This window comes from Streptosporangium sp. OZ121 (genome assembly GCF_051918885.1).
Lineage (GTDB): Bacteria > Actinomycetota > Actinomycetes > Streptosporangiales > Streptosporangiaceae > Streptosporangium.
This window is the reverse complement of the sequence record NZ_JBPXMC010000005.1, coordinates 37,100-55,670: the sequence shown is the minus strand read 5'-3', so window position 1 is coordinate 55,670 and position 18,571 is coordinate 37,100. Positions and strand designations below refer to the sequence as shown.

The window sequence follows — 18,571 nt, the reverse complement described above, 5'->3', positions numbered from 1 at the left end:
TCGGCGTGCCGTTCAGAGCGTTCAGAGGATCGCCCCGGGCCGGTAGGCGGCCGCCTGCGGGTAGCGGGCCACGACCTGCGCCACGCGCGCCACGACCGCCTCCACCTGGGCCGGGGCCGCGCCGGTGAAGGAGATCGGCTCACCCAGCAGGTCCCGCAGCGCCGCCTCGTCCAGCGGGAAACGCTCGTCGGCTCCCAGGCGGGCGATCAGCTCGTTGCCGCCCGCCTCCTCGCGCATCGCCAGGGCCGAGGCCACCGCGTGCTCCTTGATCAGCTCATGGGCGCTCTCGCGGCCCACCCCGGCGCGCACCGCGGCCATCAGCATCTTGGTCGTCGCCAGGAACGGCAGGTAGCGGTCCAGCTCGGCGGCGATCACCGCGGGGAAGGCGCCGAACTCCTCCAGCACCGTCAGCATGGTCTCCACCAGACCGTCGAACGCGAAGAACGCGTCCGGCAGCGCCACCCGGCGCACCACCGAACACGACACGTCCCCCTCGTTCCACTGGTCGCCGGCCAGCTCCCCGGTCATCGACGCATACCCCCGCAAGATGACCGCCAGCCCGTTGACCCGCTCGCACGAGCGGGTGTTCATCTTGTGCGGCATCGCCGAGGAGCCGACCTGCCCCTCGGCGAACCCCTCGGTGACCAGCTCGTGGCCGGCCATCAGCCGGATCGTCTTGGCCAGCGAGGAGGGGGCCGCGGCCAGCTGCACCAGCGCGGTGACCACCTCGTAGTCCAGCGAACGCGGATACACCTGCCCCACGCTGGTCAGCCGGTGGGCGAACCCCAGGTGGGCGGCCACCTCGTCCTCCAGCGCCGCCAGCTTGGCCGCGTCCCCGCCCAGAAGGTCCAGCATGTCCTGGGCGGTGCCGACCGGCCCCTTGATGCCGCGCAGCGGGTAGCGGGCGATCAGCTCCTCCAGCCGGGTGAACGCCACCAGCAGCTCGTCGGCCACCGAGGCGAACCGCTTGCCCAGCGTCGTCGACTGCGCGGCCACGTTGTGCGAGCGCCCGGCCATCACCAGCTGCGAGTGCTCCGCCGCCAGGCGCGCCAGCGCGGCCAGCAGTGCCACGCACCGGTCGCGGACCACCACCAGGCTGTCGCGGATCTGTAGCTGCTCGACGTTCTCGGTCAGATCCCGCGAGGTCATGCCCTTGTGCACCTGCTCGTGGCCGGCCAGCGCGTTGAACTCCTCGATGCGGGCCTTGACGTCGTGGCGGGTGACGCGCTCGCGGGCGGCGATCGACTCCAGGTCGACGTGGTCGAGGACCTTCTCGTAGTCCGCCGGCGCCTCGGGGGGCACCGCCACCCCCAGCCGCGCCTGGGCGGCCAGCACGGCCAGCCACAGGCGCCGCTCGGCCACCACCTTGTACTCGGAAGACCACAGGCGGGCCAGCTGCGCGGAGGCGTAGCGGGCGGCAAGGACATTGGGGATACGCGGCTTGGCAGTCACGTTGGGTCAGTATATTCCGCCGCCCCCGCCCGCCCCGACCAGGGGCGGGCGGGGGCGGTGAGGCAAAAGGGCCGCTCGCCCGCGCGGGCGAGCGGCCCTCCCGCTCCGCTCATCTTCGGCCGGTGGTCTACCGGGTCGTCGGCGCCAGCTCGTCCTTGTCGTAGACCTTCAGCTGCGGCCGCTCCGCGCCGTCCTTGGGCGTGCGCCGCAGCCGCTCCTTGAGCCGCTCCACCATCACGTACAGGGTCGGCACCAAAACCAGCGTCAGCAGCGTCGACGACAGCAGCCCGCCGATCACCACGATCGCCAGCGGCTGGGAGATGAACCCGCCCGAGCCGGTCAGGCCCAGCGCCATCGGGATCAACGCGAAGATCGTCGCCACCGCGGTCATCAGGATCGGCCGCAGCCTGCGCCGGCCTCCCTCGATCACCGCCTCCACGATGCCCATGCCCTGCTCGCGGTACTGGTTGATCAGGTCGATCAGCACGATCGCGTTGGTCACCACGATGCCGATCAGCATCAGCATGCCGATCAGGGCCGGAACCCCCATCGGAGTGCCCGTCGCCAGCAGCAGCCCGATCGCGCCGGTCGCCGCGAACGGCACCGACACCAGCAGGATCAGCGGCTGCACGAAGCTACGGAACGCCGCCACCATGATCATGAAGACGATCGCGATCGCCGCCAGCATCGCCAGCCCCAGCTGCCCGAACGCCTCGGCCTGGTCCGCGCTCACCCCGCCCATGGTGAAACTCGCCCCCGCGGGCAACGCCAGCGCCTCCAGCTTCGACGTCAGCCGCGTCGTCACCGCGCCCAGGTCACTGCCGGTCGCCGTACCCGACACCGTCGCGCTGCGCTCACCGTCGATCCGCGTCACCTGCGTGGGACCGGCCACCGTGGACACCTCGGCCACCTGCGACAGCTTCACCACGCCCGTCGCCGTCGGCAGCTTCAGCGCGCCCACGGCCTTGACGTCCTCGGGCGCGTCCGCCGTCCGCAGCACCACCGCACCCGAGCGGCCGTCCAGCGTCAGCTCACCCAGCGGCGCCCCGCGGAACTGCTGGGCCACCAGCTGCCCGATCTGCGTCTCCGTCAGCCCCCTGGCCGCCGCCTTCTCCCGGTCGACCCGCACCTCGACCCGCTCGGCGCCGGCCGCCAGGTTGGAGGTCACATCCCGCAGCCCGCCCAGGTCGGCCATCGCGGTGCGAACCATCTCGGCCGCCGTCCGCAGCGTCGCCACATCCGGCGCCTGAACGATCACCTGCAGCTGGTCGGTCGCCCCGCCGCCGGGGCCGCCCTGGCCGCCGCCCACGGTGACCTCACCGATCTCGGCCTCGGGCAGCTCCTTCAGCCGCCCGCGCAGCTCCTCCTCCAGCACCGCGCTGTCGGTCTCCTCGGCGACCGTCACCGAGTACGACGCCCGGTCACCGCCACCGCCGCCCGTGCCCAGAAATCCGCCGCCGCCGCCCACGTTCACCTGGTAGTCGCGCACGCCCTTCAGCGACGCCAGGACCTCCTCGACCTTCTTGGCCGCCGCGTCCGTCGTCGCCAGGTCGGTACCGGCCGGCATCCGCTGGCTGATCGACACCGTGTCCTGACCGGAGGAGTCGATGAAGTTGGTCTCCAGCCGCCCGGCCAGGCCCATCGTCGCGGCGAACACCACCACGCCGACCAGGAGCGTCACCAGCCGCCGCCGCGTCGCGAACCGCAGCACCGGCAGGTAGGCCCGCTGCAGCGGGCTGCGCAGCTCCTTGGCCTCGGCCTCCTCGCGCACCACCCGCGCCTGCTCCGGCGACAGCACCGGCGCCTTGAGGAACCAGTACGCCAGCACCGGCACCACCGTCAGCGACACCAGCAGCGACGCCAGCAGCGCCACCGTCACCGTGATCGCGAACGGCGCGAACAGCTGCCCCACCATGCCGCCCACCACCGCGATCGGCAGGAACACCGCCACCGTCGTCAACGTCGAGGCCGTCACCGCGCCACTGACCTCGCGCACCCCGGACAGCACCGCCTTGCGCTTGGCCTCCCCGTATCCCAGGTGACGCTTGATGTTCTCCAAGACCACGATCGAGTCGTCGACCACCCGGCCCACCGCGATCGTCAGCGCGCCCAGCGTCAGCAGGTTCAGCGAGTAGTCGCCCACCCACAAGGCGATCAACGCGATGACCACCGACAGCGGGATCGACGCCGCCGTCACCAGCGTCGAGCGCACCGACAGCAGGAAGACCAAGATGACCAGCACCGCGAACGCCAGGCCCAGCAGCCCCTCGGTCGTCAGGTCCTCGATCGACCGCTCCACGTACGGCGCCTGATCGAAGATCACCGTTATCTCCGAGGAGTCCCCGATCGCCCGCACCAGCTCCGCGCGCTTCTCCCGCACCTGGTGCGAGATCGCCACCGCGTTGCCGTCCGGCGTCATCGTCACCGACAACCCCAGGCTCGGCTGCCCGTTGGTCCGCGTCAGCGACGTCCCCTCGGCCAGCGTCCGCTCCACCGTCGCCACGTCCCCCAGCCGCACCGGCTTGGGAGCCGCCGGGGGGCGCTGCGCCTGCGCCTGGGCCCGCTGCGCCTGCTGGATCTGCTGGGCCTGCTGGGCCGATCCGCCGCCCGGCGCCTGCCGGGCCTGCGCCGGCGCCTGCTGCGCCGCCGGCGCGGCGGGCGTCAGGTACAGATCCTTCAACTCCTCCAGCGTCGAGACCCGCGACCCCACCTGAACCGTCAGCGACAGCTTGTCCTGGGTCAAGCTGCCCGCCGGAACCGGCTGCCCGTTGGCCCGCAGCACCTCGGCCACCGCCGTCGGCGACAACCCCAGCAACGCCAGCTTGCGGGCATCCGGAGTGATCGTCACCACCTCGTCGCGGGCTCCCGTCACCGTCGCCGAGCGCACCCCCTCGATGGCCTGCAGCTCCGGCACCACCAGCCGCTCCAGCCGCTCGGCCATGACCCGCTGGTCACCGCCGTCGCCCACCGCCAGCTGCATCACCGGGATGTCGTCGGTCCCGCCTGAGAGAACCTGCGGATCGACCCCCTCGGGCAGCTGCGCCTCGATCCGCGAGATCGCCTGCTGCATCTCCGCGACCGCCGCGTCGATGTCGGTGCCGTACTCGAACGCCACCTGGACCTGCGCCATCCCCTCCCGAGACGTCGAGGTCACCTCCGAGACCCCCTCCAGGCCCTGGAAGCTGTTCTCGATCGGCTCGGTCACCTGCTCCTCGACGATCTCAGGAGAGGCCCCCGGGTAGGAGGCCGCCACGAACGCTCCCGGAAACGACAGCGAGGGCAGCAGCTGCTGCTTCAGCGAGGGGATCGCGAAAAGGCCGAACGCGCTCAACACCAGCGCGATCATTATGACGAGGCTGCGGTTGGCGAGGCTCAACCTGGCCAGGGAGGTCATCGGGGCGGACTCCTCAAGGAGGGATATCACAACAAGATTCGCCCCAGACTAACACTTCGCCTCATACGAATATTTAACGATGCTTACCAATCCTGATAACCTTCTCAGGAAGCGAGAGGTGAGCGTGAACGACGACCGCGAACAACTGATCGACCAGATCGGCGCCATGCAACGCGACCTGGGCCGGCTCCTGGCCCAGCACAGCGCCCCATCCCCCCTCTTCGACTCCAACCTGACCATGCGCCAGCTCAAAGTCGTCATGATCCTCTCCGGCCAGGACTCCGCCTCGGGCCAGGACCTCGCCACCCACCTCGACGTCGGCCTCGGCACCGTCACCGGCCTCGTCGACCGCCTCGTCGCCCACGGCCTCGTCGCCCGCCGCGAAGACCCCCACGACCGCCGCATCCGCCGCGCCCAGCTCACCCCCGCCGGACGCGCCCTCGTCGAACAGATCACCGACGCCGGCCTCACCGAGTTCCGCCGCCTCCTGCGACACCTCGACACCCCCACCCTGCACGACCTGTCCGCCATCATGGACAAGATCCAGCAGGCCGCCCTCGCCCTCCAGGATCACCCCCCTCACAAAAAGGTGGGATGATAGGTTCTGTCGCTGTGACAGCACCCACCGACACCCTCTTCTCCCTCACCGGCCGCACCGCCCTCATCACCGGCGGCAGCTCCGGCATCGGACACGCCATCGCCCACGCCCTCGGCCACGCCGGCGCCGCCGTCATCATCGCCGCCCGCCGCACCACCGAACTCACCCGCACCCTCACCGAACTCCACGAACACCACATCACCGCCGCCGCCATCACCGCCGACCTCGCCAACCCCGACGACATCACCCGCCTGTGCCACCAGGCCCCCACCCACTTCGGCGACATCGACATCCTCGTCAACAACGCCGCCAACAACATCCGCGCCCCCATGGCAGACCTCACCACCGACGACTACCAGCAGACAATGGCCGTCAACATCACCGCCCCCTACCTCCTCGGCCAGCACTTCGGCCCCCGCATGGCCGAACGCGGCTGGGGCCGCATCATCAACATCGGCTCCCAGCAATCCCACAAAGCCTTCGGCGACAGCGGCGCCTACGGCATCTCCAAAGCCGCCATCACCGGCCTCACCCGCTCCCAGGCAGAAGCCTGGTCCCCCCACGGCGTCTGCGCCAACACCATCATCCCCGGCTTCGTCCTCACCCCCCTCACCCAACCCGCCCAAGCCATCCCCGGCCGCGTCGAAGCACTCGCCGCCCGCACCATGACCGGCCGCAACGGACTGCCCGCCGACTTCGCCGGCATCGCCGTCCTCCTCGCCGGCAACGCCAGCGCCTACATCACCGGCCAGGCCATCTGCGTCGACGGCGGCTTCTCCGTCCACTGACACCCCCACCACCAAAACCCACCATGATTGAATACGCCCCGGAGCCAACACACCCGGGGAGCTCATGACCACCACACACCGGCCCCCCACAGGCGCCCGCAAAGCCGTCTGCTACTTCTTCATCCTCCTCGGCATCACCTCCGGAGCCTGGGCCGCCCGCATCCCCGCCGTCAAACACACCCTCCACCTCAGCGACGGCCAGCTCAGCTACGGCCTCCTCGCCATCGCCATCGGACTCCTCACCGGCATGCGCTTCGCCGGACACCTCACCGACCGCCTCGGCAGCGCCCGCCTCATCACCCCCGCCGCCATCGCCACCGCACTCACCGTCATCCCCCCCGGCTACGCCACCACCCTGCCCGCCCTCATCGCCACCCTCTTCCTCTTCGGCTTCACCAACGCCTTCCTCGACGTCTCCATGAACGCCCACGGCGTCGAAGTCGAACGCGCCTACCGCCGCCCCATCATGTCCTCCTTCCACGGCATGTTCAGCCTCGGCTGCTTCACCGGAGCAGGCATCGGCGGCCTCTTCGCCGCCCTCGACCTCAGCGCCGCCACCACCCTCACCACCGTCGGCCTCCCCCTCGCCCTCGCCTCCCTGTACGCCCGCCGCCACCTCCTCCCCACCACCCCACCCCCCACAACCCCCACCACACCCCGCCGACGCACCCCCTGGACCGGCTGGATCATCCTCATGGGCATCGTCTCCTTCGCAGGCCTCGTCGGAGAAGGCGCCGCCAACGACTGGACCGCCGTCTACCTCTTCCAAAACCTCGGCGCCTCCCAAGCCGTCGCCGCCGCCGGATTCGCCGCCTTCTCCATCGCCATGACCATCGGCCGCTTCACCGGCGACCACCTCGCCCACCGCCTCGGCCCCGTACGCCTGGTCCGCTACTCCGGCCTCCTCGCCACCGCCGGCCTCACCACCACCCTGCTCGTCGGCCAGATCCCCACCGCCATCGCCGGATTCGCCCTCTTCGGCCTCGGCCTGGCCGCCATCGTCCCCCAGGTCTTCTCCGCCGCCGGCAACCACGACCCCGCCCGCGCCGGACAGGCCATCGCCCAGGTCGCCACCGTCGGCTACGCCGGCCTCGTCGCGGGCCCCGCCATCATCGGCGGCGCCGCCGAACTCATCGGCCTGCCCGCCGCCCTGGGCATCCCCGCCCTGCTCGCCGCCTTCATGGCCGCCTCCGCCGGAGCACTACACCCCAAGAAAACGGCATAACACCACACCCACTCCACGGGATCCCGGTAGTAATGAGGAAATTTCCAAGCCTGCGCCGACGACGCTGACATCGCGGTGCCGATCGGCCAGGAACACCGGCCCCGTGGTGCGGCCACCCACGGCCCCGCGAACGGGTCCGAGAACGCATCCGAAGCCGAGTGCGCGGGCCGTTGCAGGGGCAGGACACGGAACCGGTCGTCAGCAGAACACGCTGCTCACGGCCGGTGCGCGCCCTCAAGGCCGAATGGCGGGCGGCCTGCCAGCGATCGGGTTTCCATCGCTGGCAGGCCCCCCGCCACGAAGGCCGGCCGGGTAGGCGCGTCACAAGGACAGAACAGCTGTAGGCCAGGAGTCACCGAGAGCACCGAACCTCTGGATGGCCGTGGTCTCGTCCCGAAGGGCCTGAGTCAGACTCCGAACGCCGCCGGGTAGCGGATGGTGCCGGCCGGCACCGGCCGGGAGGAATCGAAGACGAGCACCATCATGTACTTGTCCTCGACATCGAAAGGCGGCCGGATGAAGTGGCTGGAGGCCGGGACGAAGCCGAAGCGGGGGTAGTACTCGGCGTGGCCGAGCACAAGCACGAGGTTCTCGCCTTGCCCACGGGCGGCGTCGAGGACGGCGTGGACGGCGGCGGCACCCGCGCCGCGCCGCTGGCGCTCGGGCCGCACGGCGCACGGGCCCAAAGTGAGGGCCGGAAAACCGTCGACGTGGCAGCGGGTGAGCAGCGCGAACCCGGCGATGGATCCGTCGGGCGCCTCGGTGACCCAGGACAGGCCGGGAATCCACGCCTGCGGGTCGGCGCGCAGCGCCTCGACCAGGTCGGCCTCATGAGAGGTGGGGAAAGCCGCGAGGTTGACCTCGCGGATCTGGGTACGGTCGGCGGCGGTCTCGGGGCGGGTGATCCAGGAAGTGGCCATGGGAGTGTTCGCGTCCGTTTCTGTGCTTGCCTGGGGGCGCAGGACGTAGCCGGTGCACTGGTAGTCAGTGCCCTGCTCGTAGCGCATGGTGATCTCTTGCGGCGTGGCCGCGACCGCTTCGCGCACCCCGGCCACGGTCGGGTCAGCCACGTGGGTTCGTTCCGACAGCGGCGTGTAGTACTCCTCGAACCAGTCGCCGTCGGGGAGCGGGTGCAGCGCGGCGGCGGCTCGCGCCAGCTCGTCGAGGAACGGCTGGTGCAGGTCGACCGCGGTGACCTCGGCGGCGGCCCCCGCGACCAGCACCAAGCCGGAGCGACCCGGCCCGCAGCCGATGTCCAGCACACGCGGACGCGGCGGAAGCGGTCCGGCCAGGGCGAGCAGGCGGCGGGTGGTCGCGTCGAAGCCGGAACCCTGGCGAGGCAGGCCGTGGTGCAGGGCGAACAACGCCGTCACGACGGGACCGGTGATCGTGTCGTGAGAGGCGCCGCTCGCGGCGGTGGCTGTTGCTTGCGGGCAACGGTCCGGCCCGGGAGTGCACTCGGCCGGCGGGTGGATCTGCGGCGTTGACGGGATGCGGTCGGTCATGACTGCTGGTCCCTGAACTTGTAGGTGGCGCGCAGATGGCTGGTGATGGCCTTCTGCCGGTCGGTACGCTCGCCGCGTAGCCGAGCATCGGTGCGCGAGGCCGCCCACGCGTTCTCGCGTTGTAGCTTGCGGTAGCTGCCCAGACGGCGCTCGGTCAGCTCGCCCGCCTGGATGGCGGCCTGAACCGCGCAACCCGGTTCGGTGTTGTGGGAGCAGTCGCCGAAGCGGCAGTCCCGGGCGAGGCTTTCGATCTCGGCGAAGACCTGTTCCAGGCCGTCGGTGGCGTCATGGAGACTGATCCCGCGCAGGCCGGGCGTGTCGATGAGGACCCCGCCGCCGGGCAGGGGAACCAGCTCGCGGCGGACGGTGGTGTGGCGGCCCTTGCCGTCCTGCTCGCGTACCGTGCCGGTGGCCAGCAGTTCCTCGCCGAGCAGCGTGTTGCCGAGGGTCGACTTGCCCGCGCCCGAGGGGCCGAGCAGCACGGTGGTGCCGTGCACCATCGCGGACAGCACGTCGATGTTGTGACCGGTGGCGACGCTGGTGACCAGGATGTCCACGCCGGGTGCCAGCGCTTCGGCCTCGGCGTGGACGGCCTCGGGATCGTGGGCTAGGTCCGCCTTGGTCAAGACGATCACCGGCTGTGCCCCGCTCTCCCAGGCCAGGGCGAGCAGCCGCTCCAGTTTGGCCGCCTCCAGGGGCGTGGCCAAAGACAGGGCGATGACGACCGTGTCGACGTTGGCGGCGAGCACCTGTCCGTGGGAGGACCTGGACGCCGACGAGCGCACGATCGCGCCGTGCCGCGGCAGCAGCGCCACCAGGTGCTCGGCGCCCGGCCGCAGCGCGGCCCAGTCGCCGGTGCAGGGCGCCAGGAGCGGGTCGGGAGAGTACAGCGCCGTGAGGGCGGCCCGCACCGGGCCGGACTCGGTGACCGCGTCACACAGGCCACGATCCACCCGTGCGATCCGGGCCGGTACCAGACCGGCCCCGCGGTATTCGGCGAAGGCGTTGTCGAGTGTTTCCGTCCATCCGTACCGGGTCAGGCCGACGTCGAATGGATCCGTGAAGAGATTTGGCAACGTGAGACACCTTGGGGAAGGGGCCCCGACGAGACGCAGACACTACCCTGCCTCGTAAGCCGGACGGCTCACGGCGAGGGTAAGAAGTGGGTCAGACCGGGGCCCGGGACGTGAGGAATGTCCGGGCGCTGCACACAGCAGCGGTCTTCACCGCGGTCATCAAACCTCACCTCCCTCTCATCCGGAAATCCAACAGCCAACGATCAGCAGCCTAGCACTCCCAGCAGAATGCCCTGTCACGGGTTCCCGCGCTGGGCCGAGTGGCATTCCCGCGTCCCCCGCGTGCGCAGGAGGTGCACCGGGGTGCCCTTGGAGGTCGGCCATCTCACCGCGGATGCCCGCCCAGCGCGGCGAACGCTCCCCCAGTCGTCGTATCGCACCAGGCCTCCCGGATCGCGGTGACCGCCGCGGCTCCACGCTACAACCGGCGATCGGGCCGCCCCGTTTTTCGGTGATGAGTCTTTAGTCCGCTGTAAATGATCTTGGCACTAGTCGAGCGCCTTTACATTGTAGATTTATTTATTGGGGCGCCTCGAAACGGGCCAGCCAGGTGGTGAGGAGCGCCTCCAGAAGGGCCGCCTCCTCGGGAGACAGCTCGTCGAGGAGGCGGCGCTCGTTGCGCATGTGCTCGGCGAACGCCCGGTCGATCAGCTCCCTGCCCGCGGCGGTGAGCGCGACCACCCGCCCCCGGCCGTCGCTCTCACTCGGACGGCGGGTGACGAGCCCGTCGCGTTCGAGCCGGTCGATGCGCTTGGTCATCGCGCCGGTGGTGACCATGGTGAAGGCGGCGAGCTCTCCGGGGGCGCGCTCGAAGGGCGCCCCTGCGCGCCGCAGGGTGGCCAGGACGTCGAACTCCCCCTCCCCGAGCCCGTACCGCCGGTAGACGAGGCAGAGCTGTTCGGTGAGGTGTCCGGCGAGCCGGTGCAGGCGCCCGATCACCCCCTGCGGGCTCACATCCACATCCGGTCGCTCACGGGCCCACTCCCGCTGGATGCGGGCGACGTGATCCAGGGATTCGCTCATGCCCCCAATATAGCTTCTAAGGAAGCTATATTCCTTCCATGGAAGCTACCTTTCGTTGGACATTGGTCACGGCGACGGCACCGGTCGCGTGGGGGACGACCTACTTCGTCACCCAGCAGTTCCTCCCGCCCGGCTACCCGCTGTACGGCGCGGCCGTCAGGGCGCTGCCCGCCGGGCTCCTGCTCCTCCTGCTGAGCAGAAGGCTCCCTCGCGGCTCGTGGTGGTGGAAGTCCCTCGTCCTCGGAACGCTCAACATGAGCGCGTTCTTCGCGCTGGTCTATCTCGCGGCCCAGCTGCTGCCGACGAGCGTCGCCTCGACGATCATGGCGATGTCGCCCGTGGTGATGATGCTCCTGGCCTGGTCGATGCTCGCCGAACGGCCGCGGATCGCCCACCTGGCCGGGGCGGGCGTCGGCATCGCGGGGGTGTGCCTCATGCTGTTCACCGGCGCGGCCGCCGTCGACGCCCTCGGCGTGCTCGCGTCCGTCGCGGCCATGGTGATGTCGTCGTTCGGCTACGTGCTGGCCAAGCGATGGACCACCGGCGCCGGCGCGCTGTCGTCTGCCTCCTGGCAGCTCATCGCCGGGGGGCTGGTCCTGCTGCCCTTCGCCGCCGCGCTGGAGGGGCCGCCGCCGGCGCTGGACGCACCCGCGGTCCTCGGGTTCGGCTACGTCACCGTCGTCGCGACGGCCCTCGCCTTCGCCGCCTGGTTCTCGGGACTGCGGCACCTGCCGGCGGCAACGGTGGGCCTCGTCGGGTTGCTGAACCCGGTGACCGGGGTGCTGCTCGGCACGACGGTCGCCGCAGAGGCCCTCACCGCGCGGCAGCTCGGCGGGCTGGCCCTGGTCCTCCTCGGAATCCTCCTCGGCCAGCCCGCCGCGGCCCGCCTCGCCGCCCTCCTGCGAGACCGCAGGCGGCCTTCGGAAACCGCAGGGGGGCGGGGCCGGCGTCAGCCGACGTGGACCAGGGGACGGCGTGCGGTCTCGGGCTCGGCCTGGCGCAGCACCTCGCGGGTGAGCGGCGGGATGTCACCGCCGCCGAAGACCAGGTAGCGCAGCAACGCGCCGACCGGGTTGCCCTCGGCGGCCCAGTGGAAGTAGACGTGCGGGGTCTTGCCGGTCTGGTCACGCAGGTACAGCAGCAGGGCGGCGATGGCGTTGGCGATGGTGGGGCTCTCCATCCGCAGGATGCGGAACCCGTGGCGCTCCTCACCGACGACGCGCAGCTCACCGGCGAACTCCGAGGCGTCGGAGACGCTCACCTCCAAAAACAGCAGGCCCTCGCCGGTGCGCAGCCGGTGCAGCTCCCAGGCCTCGCGGGCCTTGTCGACGTACTCCTTGCAGTCGCGCGCGTGCGGCTCGTTGGCGATCAGCCGGATCTCCCCCGACTCGCTGACGTAGCGGCGGGCCAGGTCGTCCAGGGTGACCTTGGTGACGCGCAGCTCGGTGGAGCGGGTGGCCCGGGAGATCAGCGAGGTGATCACGATGGCCAGCACGAACAGCAGGGCGATCACCAGGCCGTCGGGGCGTTCGACGATGTTGGCGACGGTGGCGTAGGCGAAGATCAGCGTGATGATCCCGAACGAGACCGCCGCGCGGGTGCGGCCGTCGTTCCAGGCGGCCAGGGTGACCGCGACGGCGGCCGACAGGATCAGCGCGAGCACGCCGGTGGCGTAGGCGCCGCCCTGGGACTCCACGTCGGCGCCGAAGAACAGGGTGATGAGGAAGGAGATGGCGGTGAAGACCAGCACCATCGGCCGGGCGGCGCGCGACCAGTCGGGGGCCATGCCGTAGCGGGGAAGGTAGCGCGGCACGATGTTGAGCAGCCCGGCCAGCGCGGAGGCTCCGGCGAACCACAGGATCGCGATGGTGGACAGGTCGTAGACGGTGCCGAACCCGTCGCCCAGATACTCGTGCGCCAGGTAGGCCAGGGCACGCCCGTTGGCCGCACCGCCCTCGGCGAACTCACCGGCCGGGATGAGCACGGTGGTGGCGAAGCTCGAGGTGATCAGAAAGACGCTCATGATGACCGCCGCGGTGGTCAGCAGTTTCCTCGCACCGCCGATCCGCTGGACGAGGTCCCCCTTGACCAGCGGCATCACGGCCACGCCCGTCTCGAAACCCGACAGGCCCAGGGCGAGCTTGGGCATCACGTACAGCGAGACGGCGACCATCGCGATCGGGCTGGAGTGCTCGGCCGCCAACGCCTCACCCCAGCCGGTGACCAGCGCGGGGTCGGCGAGCACCCGGTGCAGGGCCGTGCCCAGGACGACCACGTTCAACACCAGGTAGAGGGCGACCAGGACGACGGCGATCGAGATGGCCTCGCTGAACCCGACCAGGAACACCCCGCCGAGCGCGGCGATCAGCGCCAGGGTGACCGGGACCTGCCCGCCGGACAGGAACTCCGGCACGAAGGGGTTGTGCAGGATGTGAGCGGTGGCGTCGGCCGCCGACAGGGTGATGGTCACGATGAAGGCGGTGGCCACGAACCCGAGCAGGAACAGCACCAGCAACTTGCCGCGCCAGCCGGGCAGCAGCCGCTCCAGCATCGACAGCGAGCCCAGCCCGTGGGGACTCTGCCCGGCCACCGCCCGGTAGGTCGGCAGCGCGCCGAACAGGGTCAGCGCCACCAGCAGCAACGTCGCGAGCGGGCTGAGCGCGCCGGCGGCCAGCGCGGCGATGCCCGGCTGGTAGCCCAGGGTGGAGAAGTAGTCCACCCCGGTCAGGCACATCACCTGCCACCAGGAATGCCGGTGCTCTGGCGGTTCCTCGTGGTGCGGGCCGCTGGTCCTGGGGTCGGAGCGTTGCAGCCCATGCAGTAACCACCCCCGCAGCCCCGAGTCCGCCCGCGCCGATGCCGACGTACCTGCCACTGTTTCCTCTCCCTGCGCTCACGTCGTTGCCCTGCTCCTGACGGGTGTGGACGGCGCGCTGTCGCGCCGCCGGCCGCCAGGTGCCGATGTCCGGTCCCTGCCGCCCGCGTCCCGCGGCCGCGAGATCAGAGCGGGTGACCGGGGAACGTCCGCCGGGAGGGACGTCCGGTACGGGGGTGGCGTGGCCGCCGGCCACCGGCCGGCGAGGGAACTGTGAGGCGTCCCGGACGGCGGAGCGCGGCCGGGACGCCTCGCCGCGGAAGAGGAACCGGGCGGGGAGGAACCGGGAGGGATCGCCGGAGAGGAAGACAAGACACCCCATACTCCCTACCGGTCCGGCCGCCGGGCGCCTAGAAAATCATGCGGATCCATACGCGTTCTTGACGCCTGTTCATCCGAATTCGAGCAGATCCGCCCTACCGCACTCGGGCGCGGGCCGTCGTGCCCCGCTGGTGCGGCACCGCTACGGGGCCGCCGCGATGCGCCTGCCCGCTCCGGCAACCCTCATGGCACACGACCGGCCGGCTGCCGCACCGCCCCGGCCGGGGACGGCGGATACCCGGCCGATACGTGACCGAGCGCCGACACATACGCGGCCTCGACGGGATCGATGTCCGATTCGCGAACAATGATGGCCATGCTCCCTTTTCGAATGACCAGCGCGCTGGCCACGGTCACCGCATTCGCGACGGCGCTGACCGGATGCGGTGGCGCGAGCGCGCCGGCCGGATCGCCGGCGCCCGCCAAACGCGGCGCGCAAAGCGCGGGCGACCCGCTCTTCGCCTACCTGGGTAACGGCGGTTACGACGTCGGTTCCTACGACGTGAGCTACGACTACCGCGACGGCACCACGAAGATGGACGCCTCGGTGAGGATCAGGGCCACCGCGACGCACGCCCTGTCCGGCTTCAGCCTGGACGCGGCGGTGGAGAAGATCACCAAGGTGACCGTGGAGGGCCGCCCCGCCGGCTTCCGCGTCGCGGGAGAGAAACTACTGATCACACCCGGGCGAGTGCTGCCCCGAGGCCGGCCGTTCCGCGTGGACGTCTCCTACCGCGTCGACCGCGCCGCCAACCCCCAGTCCCCCGCCTTCCCCAAGGACGAGAAACCGCACCGCACCGCCTGGGTCGACAAGAAGGACGGCTTCGCGGTCATGGGCCAGCCGGACCGGGCTCACCTGTACTTCCCCGGCAACGACCATCCCGGCGACAAGGCGAAGGTCACCTTCCGCATCACCACCCCGAAGGGCCTGCAGGCGGTCGCCAACGGAACGCTCCGCTCACGGACGGAGAAGGCGGGCCGCGTCACCCACGTCTTCACCACCCGCGACCCCATCCCGACCCACGTCGTGCAGGCGGCCGTCGGCCGCTTCACCCTGATCGAGGGCACGGGGCCGCACGGCCTGCCGCTGCGCAGCCACGTCGCCACCGCACAGGCCGCCAGGACCCGCGCCCTCATCGACGGCATCGCCGACCAGATGGCCTGGATGGAAAAGCAGGTCGGCCCCTTCCCCTTCGAGACCTACGGCGTGCTCGGCGTGCCCGGCGGCTACAACGGCGTCGCCCTGGAGAGCGCGACCATCTCCACCTACGCCGTGGAAAGCCTGACCGGCACCGACCGCCAGGGCCGGGTGACCACGCAGGACACCCAGGACGACGCGATCACCATGGTCCACGAGCTGGCCCACCAGTACTTCGGCGACGCCGTCGCGGTGCGCGACTGGAACCAGATGTGGATCAGCGAGGGCCACGCCGAGTTCTACCAGCTCCTGTACGCCGCGGAGAAGGGCTGGCGCGACCTCGACGACCCCTCGCGCGGGCTGCGCGCCCGCTACGACTTCGACGGGGACAAGCGCGCCGAGTCGGGCCCCCCGGGAAAGATGAAGCACGCGCGGGACGTGCTGGTCGGCACCAACACCGCGGGCCTGTTGATGCTGTTCGGCCTGAGGGAGATGGTCGGCCAGGACACCTTCCGGCGGATCGAGAAGACCTTCTTCGCCGAGTTCCGCGGCCGCTCGGCCGACACCCGGGACTACATCGAGGTCGCCAACCGGGTGAGCGGCAAGGATCTGACCGGCTACGTCAACGGTTGGATCCACAACGCGCGGACTCCGCCGATGCCGGGCCACCCGGACTGGAAGCCCAGGGCGTGACCGGCTTCCCCACAAGCCCCCACACCCGCCGGTGCCGCCGTCAGCCTCGGGGGCGACGGCGGCACCGGCACGATCCGGACCACCTCACCTGGGGATGGAGCGCTCCCACCGCCGATCGATGATTGAGCAGGTCAGAGCGGGTAGTACCCCTTCACAACTTTCACAGCGACCGTTCTGATCCTGGCGGACACGTCGGTAGCCCCCCGCTGAACGCCACAGACGGCACTCACGTAAGGGGACCGGACATGCACACCGATCAGCGGGGCCACTGGCCGATCAGCACCGACCTGATCGGCCTGCGCCGGCATCTGTACCGCCACATGAGCCAGGTAGGGCTGGCCGGGACGCGACGCGACGACCTGCTGCTGGCGGCCAACGAGGCCGTCATCAACGTGCTGGAACACGGCGACGCGGCCGGCAGCGTGAGCGTCTGGCGCGACGAGGCGGACCTCGTCGTCGAGGTCGTCGACGACGCCGGGCGCCTCACCCCCGACCAGGCCGACCGCCACCGGCCCGGCCCGGGCGCGGTCCGCGGGTTCGGGCTGTGGCTGATGGGCCGGCTCTGCGACGAGTTCACCATCTGCCACAGCGGTGGCCGGTCCCGCGTCCGGTTGCGGATGCGCCTGCACGCCACCTCCGGCGCCGGATAGCGGCCGGCGCCCGCGGCGGCGCCCGCCGTTTCGCGCACCCGGCGAGCCCGTGCCCGCGCACGGACCGCCCCCGGACTCAGCCGCTTCACGGATCAGGCTCCGCGAAGCGGCCGGCCGTGAGCATCAACGGGGTATCGACCCCGTGCCGGGAACTCGCGTCGGCGAGGAAGGCGGCCAGCCATCCCAGCGCGTCCAGCGACCACTCGGCGAGGGTGCCGTGGAAGGTGACCCGGTGATGAGCGGGCCCGAGCCACACCTCGTCGATGACGGCGGGTTCCAGGACCAGATCGTCGTCGTCCGTCACGGAGACCGCGTCGCACCAGAAGACGTCCTGATCGAGTTCCCGCACCCACCGGAGTATCCCGGGCGCCGCCGAGCGGACGGACGGATCCTGCCCGCCGTCCAACGTCACCCGCACCCGCACCCTCAGGCGCGGATCACCGTCGGCGAACCAGCCCGCGTCCTGGAGCAGGGTCATCACCGCGCCCGCACGCGACGACGCGCCCACCGGCGCGTCGAGGCTCTGCACGGGCAGCAGGAGCTGGACCGCCCGCAGGTGAGCGGTGCCGATACGCGCCACGACGTCGTCCGCGCACGACAGGAACGCCTGCACCGGCAACGGCCGGCCGTCCGGGACCGCTCCGGTCAGCGACACCTGAAACCACGCCACGCGTGCCGGCCGCGATCGCGAGGCCGAAGCCGACGCCGGGTCGTACCCGGCGTCGTTCATCCCCCAGAGGCCGCCGACCGCGTTCTCCTCGGCCTCGGTGAGCCATCCCATCGCGGACGACCTCGCGACGAACAGGCTGTAGGCGTCCGAGGAGGCGACGAGAGGATCCCGCCACGGGTGCACCACCAGCTCGCCGTACAGAGCCGCGAGCATGGTGCCGTCGGGTCTGATACTCACGTCGCCCCTCTCGCGTCATCGCCTGCAGTAGATGTTCTGCCCCGGCGTGAAGAGCTTGCCCGGGTCGTCGGCCAGGCCGACCAGGTCGACGTCGACGACGCTGCGCCACCCCGTCAGGCTGCCGTTGGTGCAGACCGCGCGCCCGGTCGCGCGGTTGCCGGCCCCGCCGCCGGACCTCACCGTCGCGCTGCCCGCCGTACCGGCGTTTCTCCAGGTGCCGTCAGCGTAGTACTGCTGCAGCTGGACCGTGACGATCGCCAGCGTGGCGTTGCAGTTGCCGTTGATCCACCAGCCGTGCCCGGACGCCTCGAAGGCGGACCCGGAGATGTGGACGTAGTCGCCCATGGTCTGGAAGAAACACACCGCGGAAGGCGCCCGGCCGTTCTCCGGGGAACCCGAGTTCCTGGAACTCGCCTCGCCGCCCGCGGGGGCGGGCGTGGGAACGGGGGCGGGCGGCGGGGCGGACCTCTCCGGAACCGCGATCGCCGAGGTCTGGGACATCGCGAGAAGCATCGCGCCCACGATGCCGGCCGTTGTGGAGATCCTGCGAAAAGGGTTACGCATGAACCGCACCTCCGAGCTGGGTCGAGCGGGATCAGGGGTTTCCGCGCGCCCCCTGACGGGCGCGCCCCTGACGGCGGTTGAGAACGCGCACGGCGCTGACCTGGAGCGGCGCGCCGAGCGTAAGTAAAAGTGTCATCGCCATTCCGCCGTGTCAAGAAAATTAAAATCATTTGGCGGCGTTTTGTTGGCATACGACATGTGATTTCGCATACATCCTGGTAAGCGGCAGGAGAATCACCTTGTCGGCCATTTCATGGCGATTATTCGAAGGATGGAAATGGAGAAAGGGATTCCGCGCGGCGAATTTTCGGACCCCGGGGAGCTGTTTTTGTTTCTTTGTGGGACGTTTTCGGACGACAGCC

At 70.7% G+C, this 18,571-nt stretch carries 14 protein-coding genes; 6 read left to right on the top strand and 8 right to left on the bottom strand.

Annotated features, from left to right (window positions below; translation table 11 throughout):
- Positions 1-21 precede the first annotated feature (21 nt).
- Entirely contained in the window at positions 22-1,452 is a 1,431-nt protein-coding gene (gene purB / locus ACTOQ1_RS12325; RefSeq protein WP_440066641.1) for an adenylosuccinate lyase, read from the bottom strand.
- Positions 1,453-1,579: 127 nt separating this feature from the next.
- Positions 1,580-4,846 (bottom strand): efflux RND transporter permease subunit, encoded by a 3,267-nt coding sequence (locus ACTOQ1_RS12320; RefSeq protein ID WP_440066639.1) that lies wholly within the window; start codon positions 4,844-4,846, stop codon positions 1,580-1,582.
- Between the two features lie 118 nt (positions 4,847-4,964).
- Between ACTOQ1_RS12320 and ACTOQ1_RS12315 the strand changes: the two genes are divergently transcribed.
- The 3 genes from ACTOQ1_RS12315 (at position 4,965) to ACTOQ1_RS12305 (ending at position 7,457) form a co-directional block, all read left to right on the top strand.
- The gene (locus ACTOQ1_RS12315; protein ID WP_440066637.1) at positions 4,965-5,444 is read left to right on the top strand and encodes a MarR family winged helix-turn-helix transcriptional regulator; all 480 of its coding nucleotides are present in this window, start codon (positions 4,965-4,967) and stop codon (positions 5,442-5,444) included.
- A gap of 14 nt (positions 5,445-5,458) precedes the next feature.
- Positions 5,459-6,232, top strand: a complete 774-nt coding sequence (locus ACTOQ1_RS12310) for an SDR family NAD(P)-dependent oxidoreductase (RefSeq protein ID WP_440066635.1) — start codon at positions 5,459-5,461, stop codon at positions 6,230-6,232.
- 64 nt (positions 6,233-6,296) lie between these two features.
- Positions 6,297-7,457, top strand: a complete 1,161-nt coding sequence (locus ACTOQ1_RS12305; RefSeq protein WP_440066634.1) for an MFS transporter — start codon at positions 6,297-6,299, stop codon at positions 7,455-7,457.
- A gap of 407 nt (positions 7,458-7,864) precedes the next feature.
- Here ACTOQ1_RS12305 and ACTOQ1_RS12300 read toward each other — a convergent pair whose 3' ends face one another.
- The 3 genes from ACTOQ1_RS12300 to ACTOQ1_RS12290 form a co-directional block, all read right to left on the bottom strand.
- Positions 7,865-8,962, bottom strand: a complete 1,098-nt coding sequence (locus ACTOQ1_RS12300; protein ID WP_440066632.1) for a GNAT family N-acetyltransferase — start codon at positions 8,960-8,962, stop codon at positions 7,865-7,867.
- A complete protein-coding gene (rsgA, locus tag ACTOQ1_RS12295) occupies positions 8,959-10,038 on the bottom strand; it encodes a ribosome small subunit-dependent GTPase A (protein WP_440066631.1) in 1,080 nt (359 codons plus the stop codon). The genes ACTOQ1_RS12300 and rsgA overlap by 4 nt, the downstream gene beginning before the upstream one ends.
- 519 nt (positions 10,039-10,557) lie before the next feature.
- Positions 10,558-11,061, bottom strand: a complete 504-nt coding sequence (locus ACTOQ1_RS12290; protein WP_440066629.1) for a MarR family winged helix-turn-helix transcriptional regulator — start codon at positions 11,059-11,061, stop codon at positions 10,558-10,560.
- Between the two features lie 38 nt (positions 11,062-11,099).
- Between ACTOQ1_RS12290 and ACTOQ1_RS12285 the strand changes: the two genes are divergently transcribed.
- Positions 11,100-12,113 (top strand): EamA family transporter, encoded by a 1,014-nt coding sequence (locus ACTOQ1_RS12285; RefSeq protein WP_440066628.1) that lies wholly within the window; start codon positions 11,100-11,102, stop codon positions 12,111-12,113.
- Here the strand turns inward: ACTOQ1_RS12285 and ACTOQ1_RS12280 are convergent.
- Positions 12,011-13,936, bottom strand: a complete 1,926-nt coding sequence (locus tag ACTOQ1_RS12280) for an amino acid transporter (RefSeq protein WP_440066626.1) — start codon at positions 13,934-13,936, stop codon at positions 12,011-12,013. The genes ACTOQ1_RS12285 and ACTOQ1_RS12280 overlap by 103 nt on opposite strands.
- Positions 13,937-14,573: 637 nt before the next feature.
- Here ACTOQ1_RS12280 and ACTOQ1_RS12275 point away from each other — a divergent pair.
- Both ACTOQ1_RS12275 and ACTOQ1_RS12270 read left to right on the top strand, forming a co-directional pair.
- Positions 14,574-16,088 carry a M1 family metallopeptidase gene (locus tag ACTOQ1_RS12275; protein ID WP_440066625.1) on the top strand — a complete coding sequence of 505 codons (1,515 nt, stop codon included), beginning with the start codon at positions 14,574-14,576 and terminating at the stop codon, positions 16,086-16,088.
- 245 nt (positions 16,089-16,333) lie between these two features.
- Positions 16,334-16,738: an ATP-binding protein gene (locus ACTOQ1_RS12270; RefSeq protein ID WP_440066623.1), complete on the top strand. Its 405-nt coding sequence runs from the start codon at positions 16,334-16,336 to the stop codon at positions 16,736-16,738.
- Between the two features lie 85 nt (positions 16,739-16,823).
- Here the strand turns inward: ACTOQ1_RS12270 and ACTOQ1_RS12265 are convergent, their stop codons facing one another.
- Together ACTOQ1_RS12265 and ACTOQ1_RS12260 are read right to left on the bottom strand one after the other, a co-directional pair.
- The gene (locus ACTOQ1_RS12265; protein WP_440066621.1) at positions 16,824-17,645 is read right to left on the bottom strand and encodes a hypothetical protein; all 822 of its coding nucleotides are present in this window, start codon (positions 17,643-17,645) and stop codon (positions 16,824-16,826) included.
- Between the two features lie 15 nt (positions 17,646-17,660).
- Entirely contained in the window at positions 17,661-18,209 is a 549-nt protein-coding gene (locus ACTOQ1_RS12260) for a hypothetical protein (RefSeq protein WP_440066619.1), read from the bottom strand.
- Between the last annotated feature and the right edge of the window lie 362 nt (positions 18,210-18,571).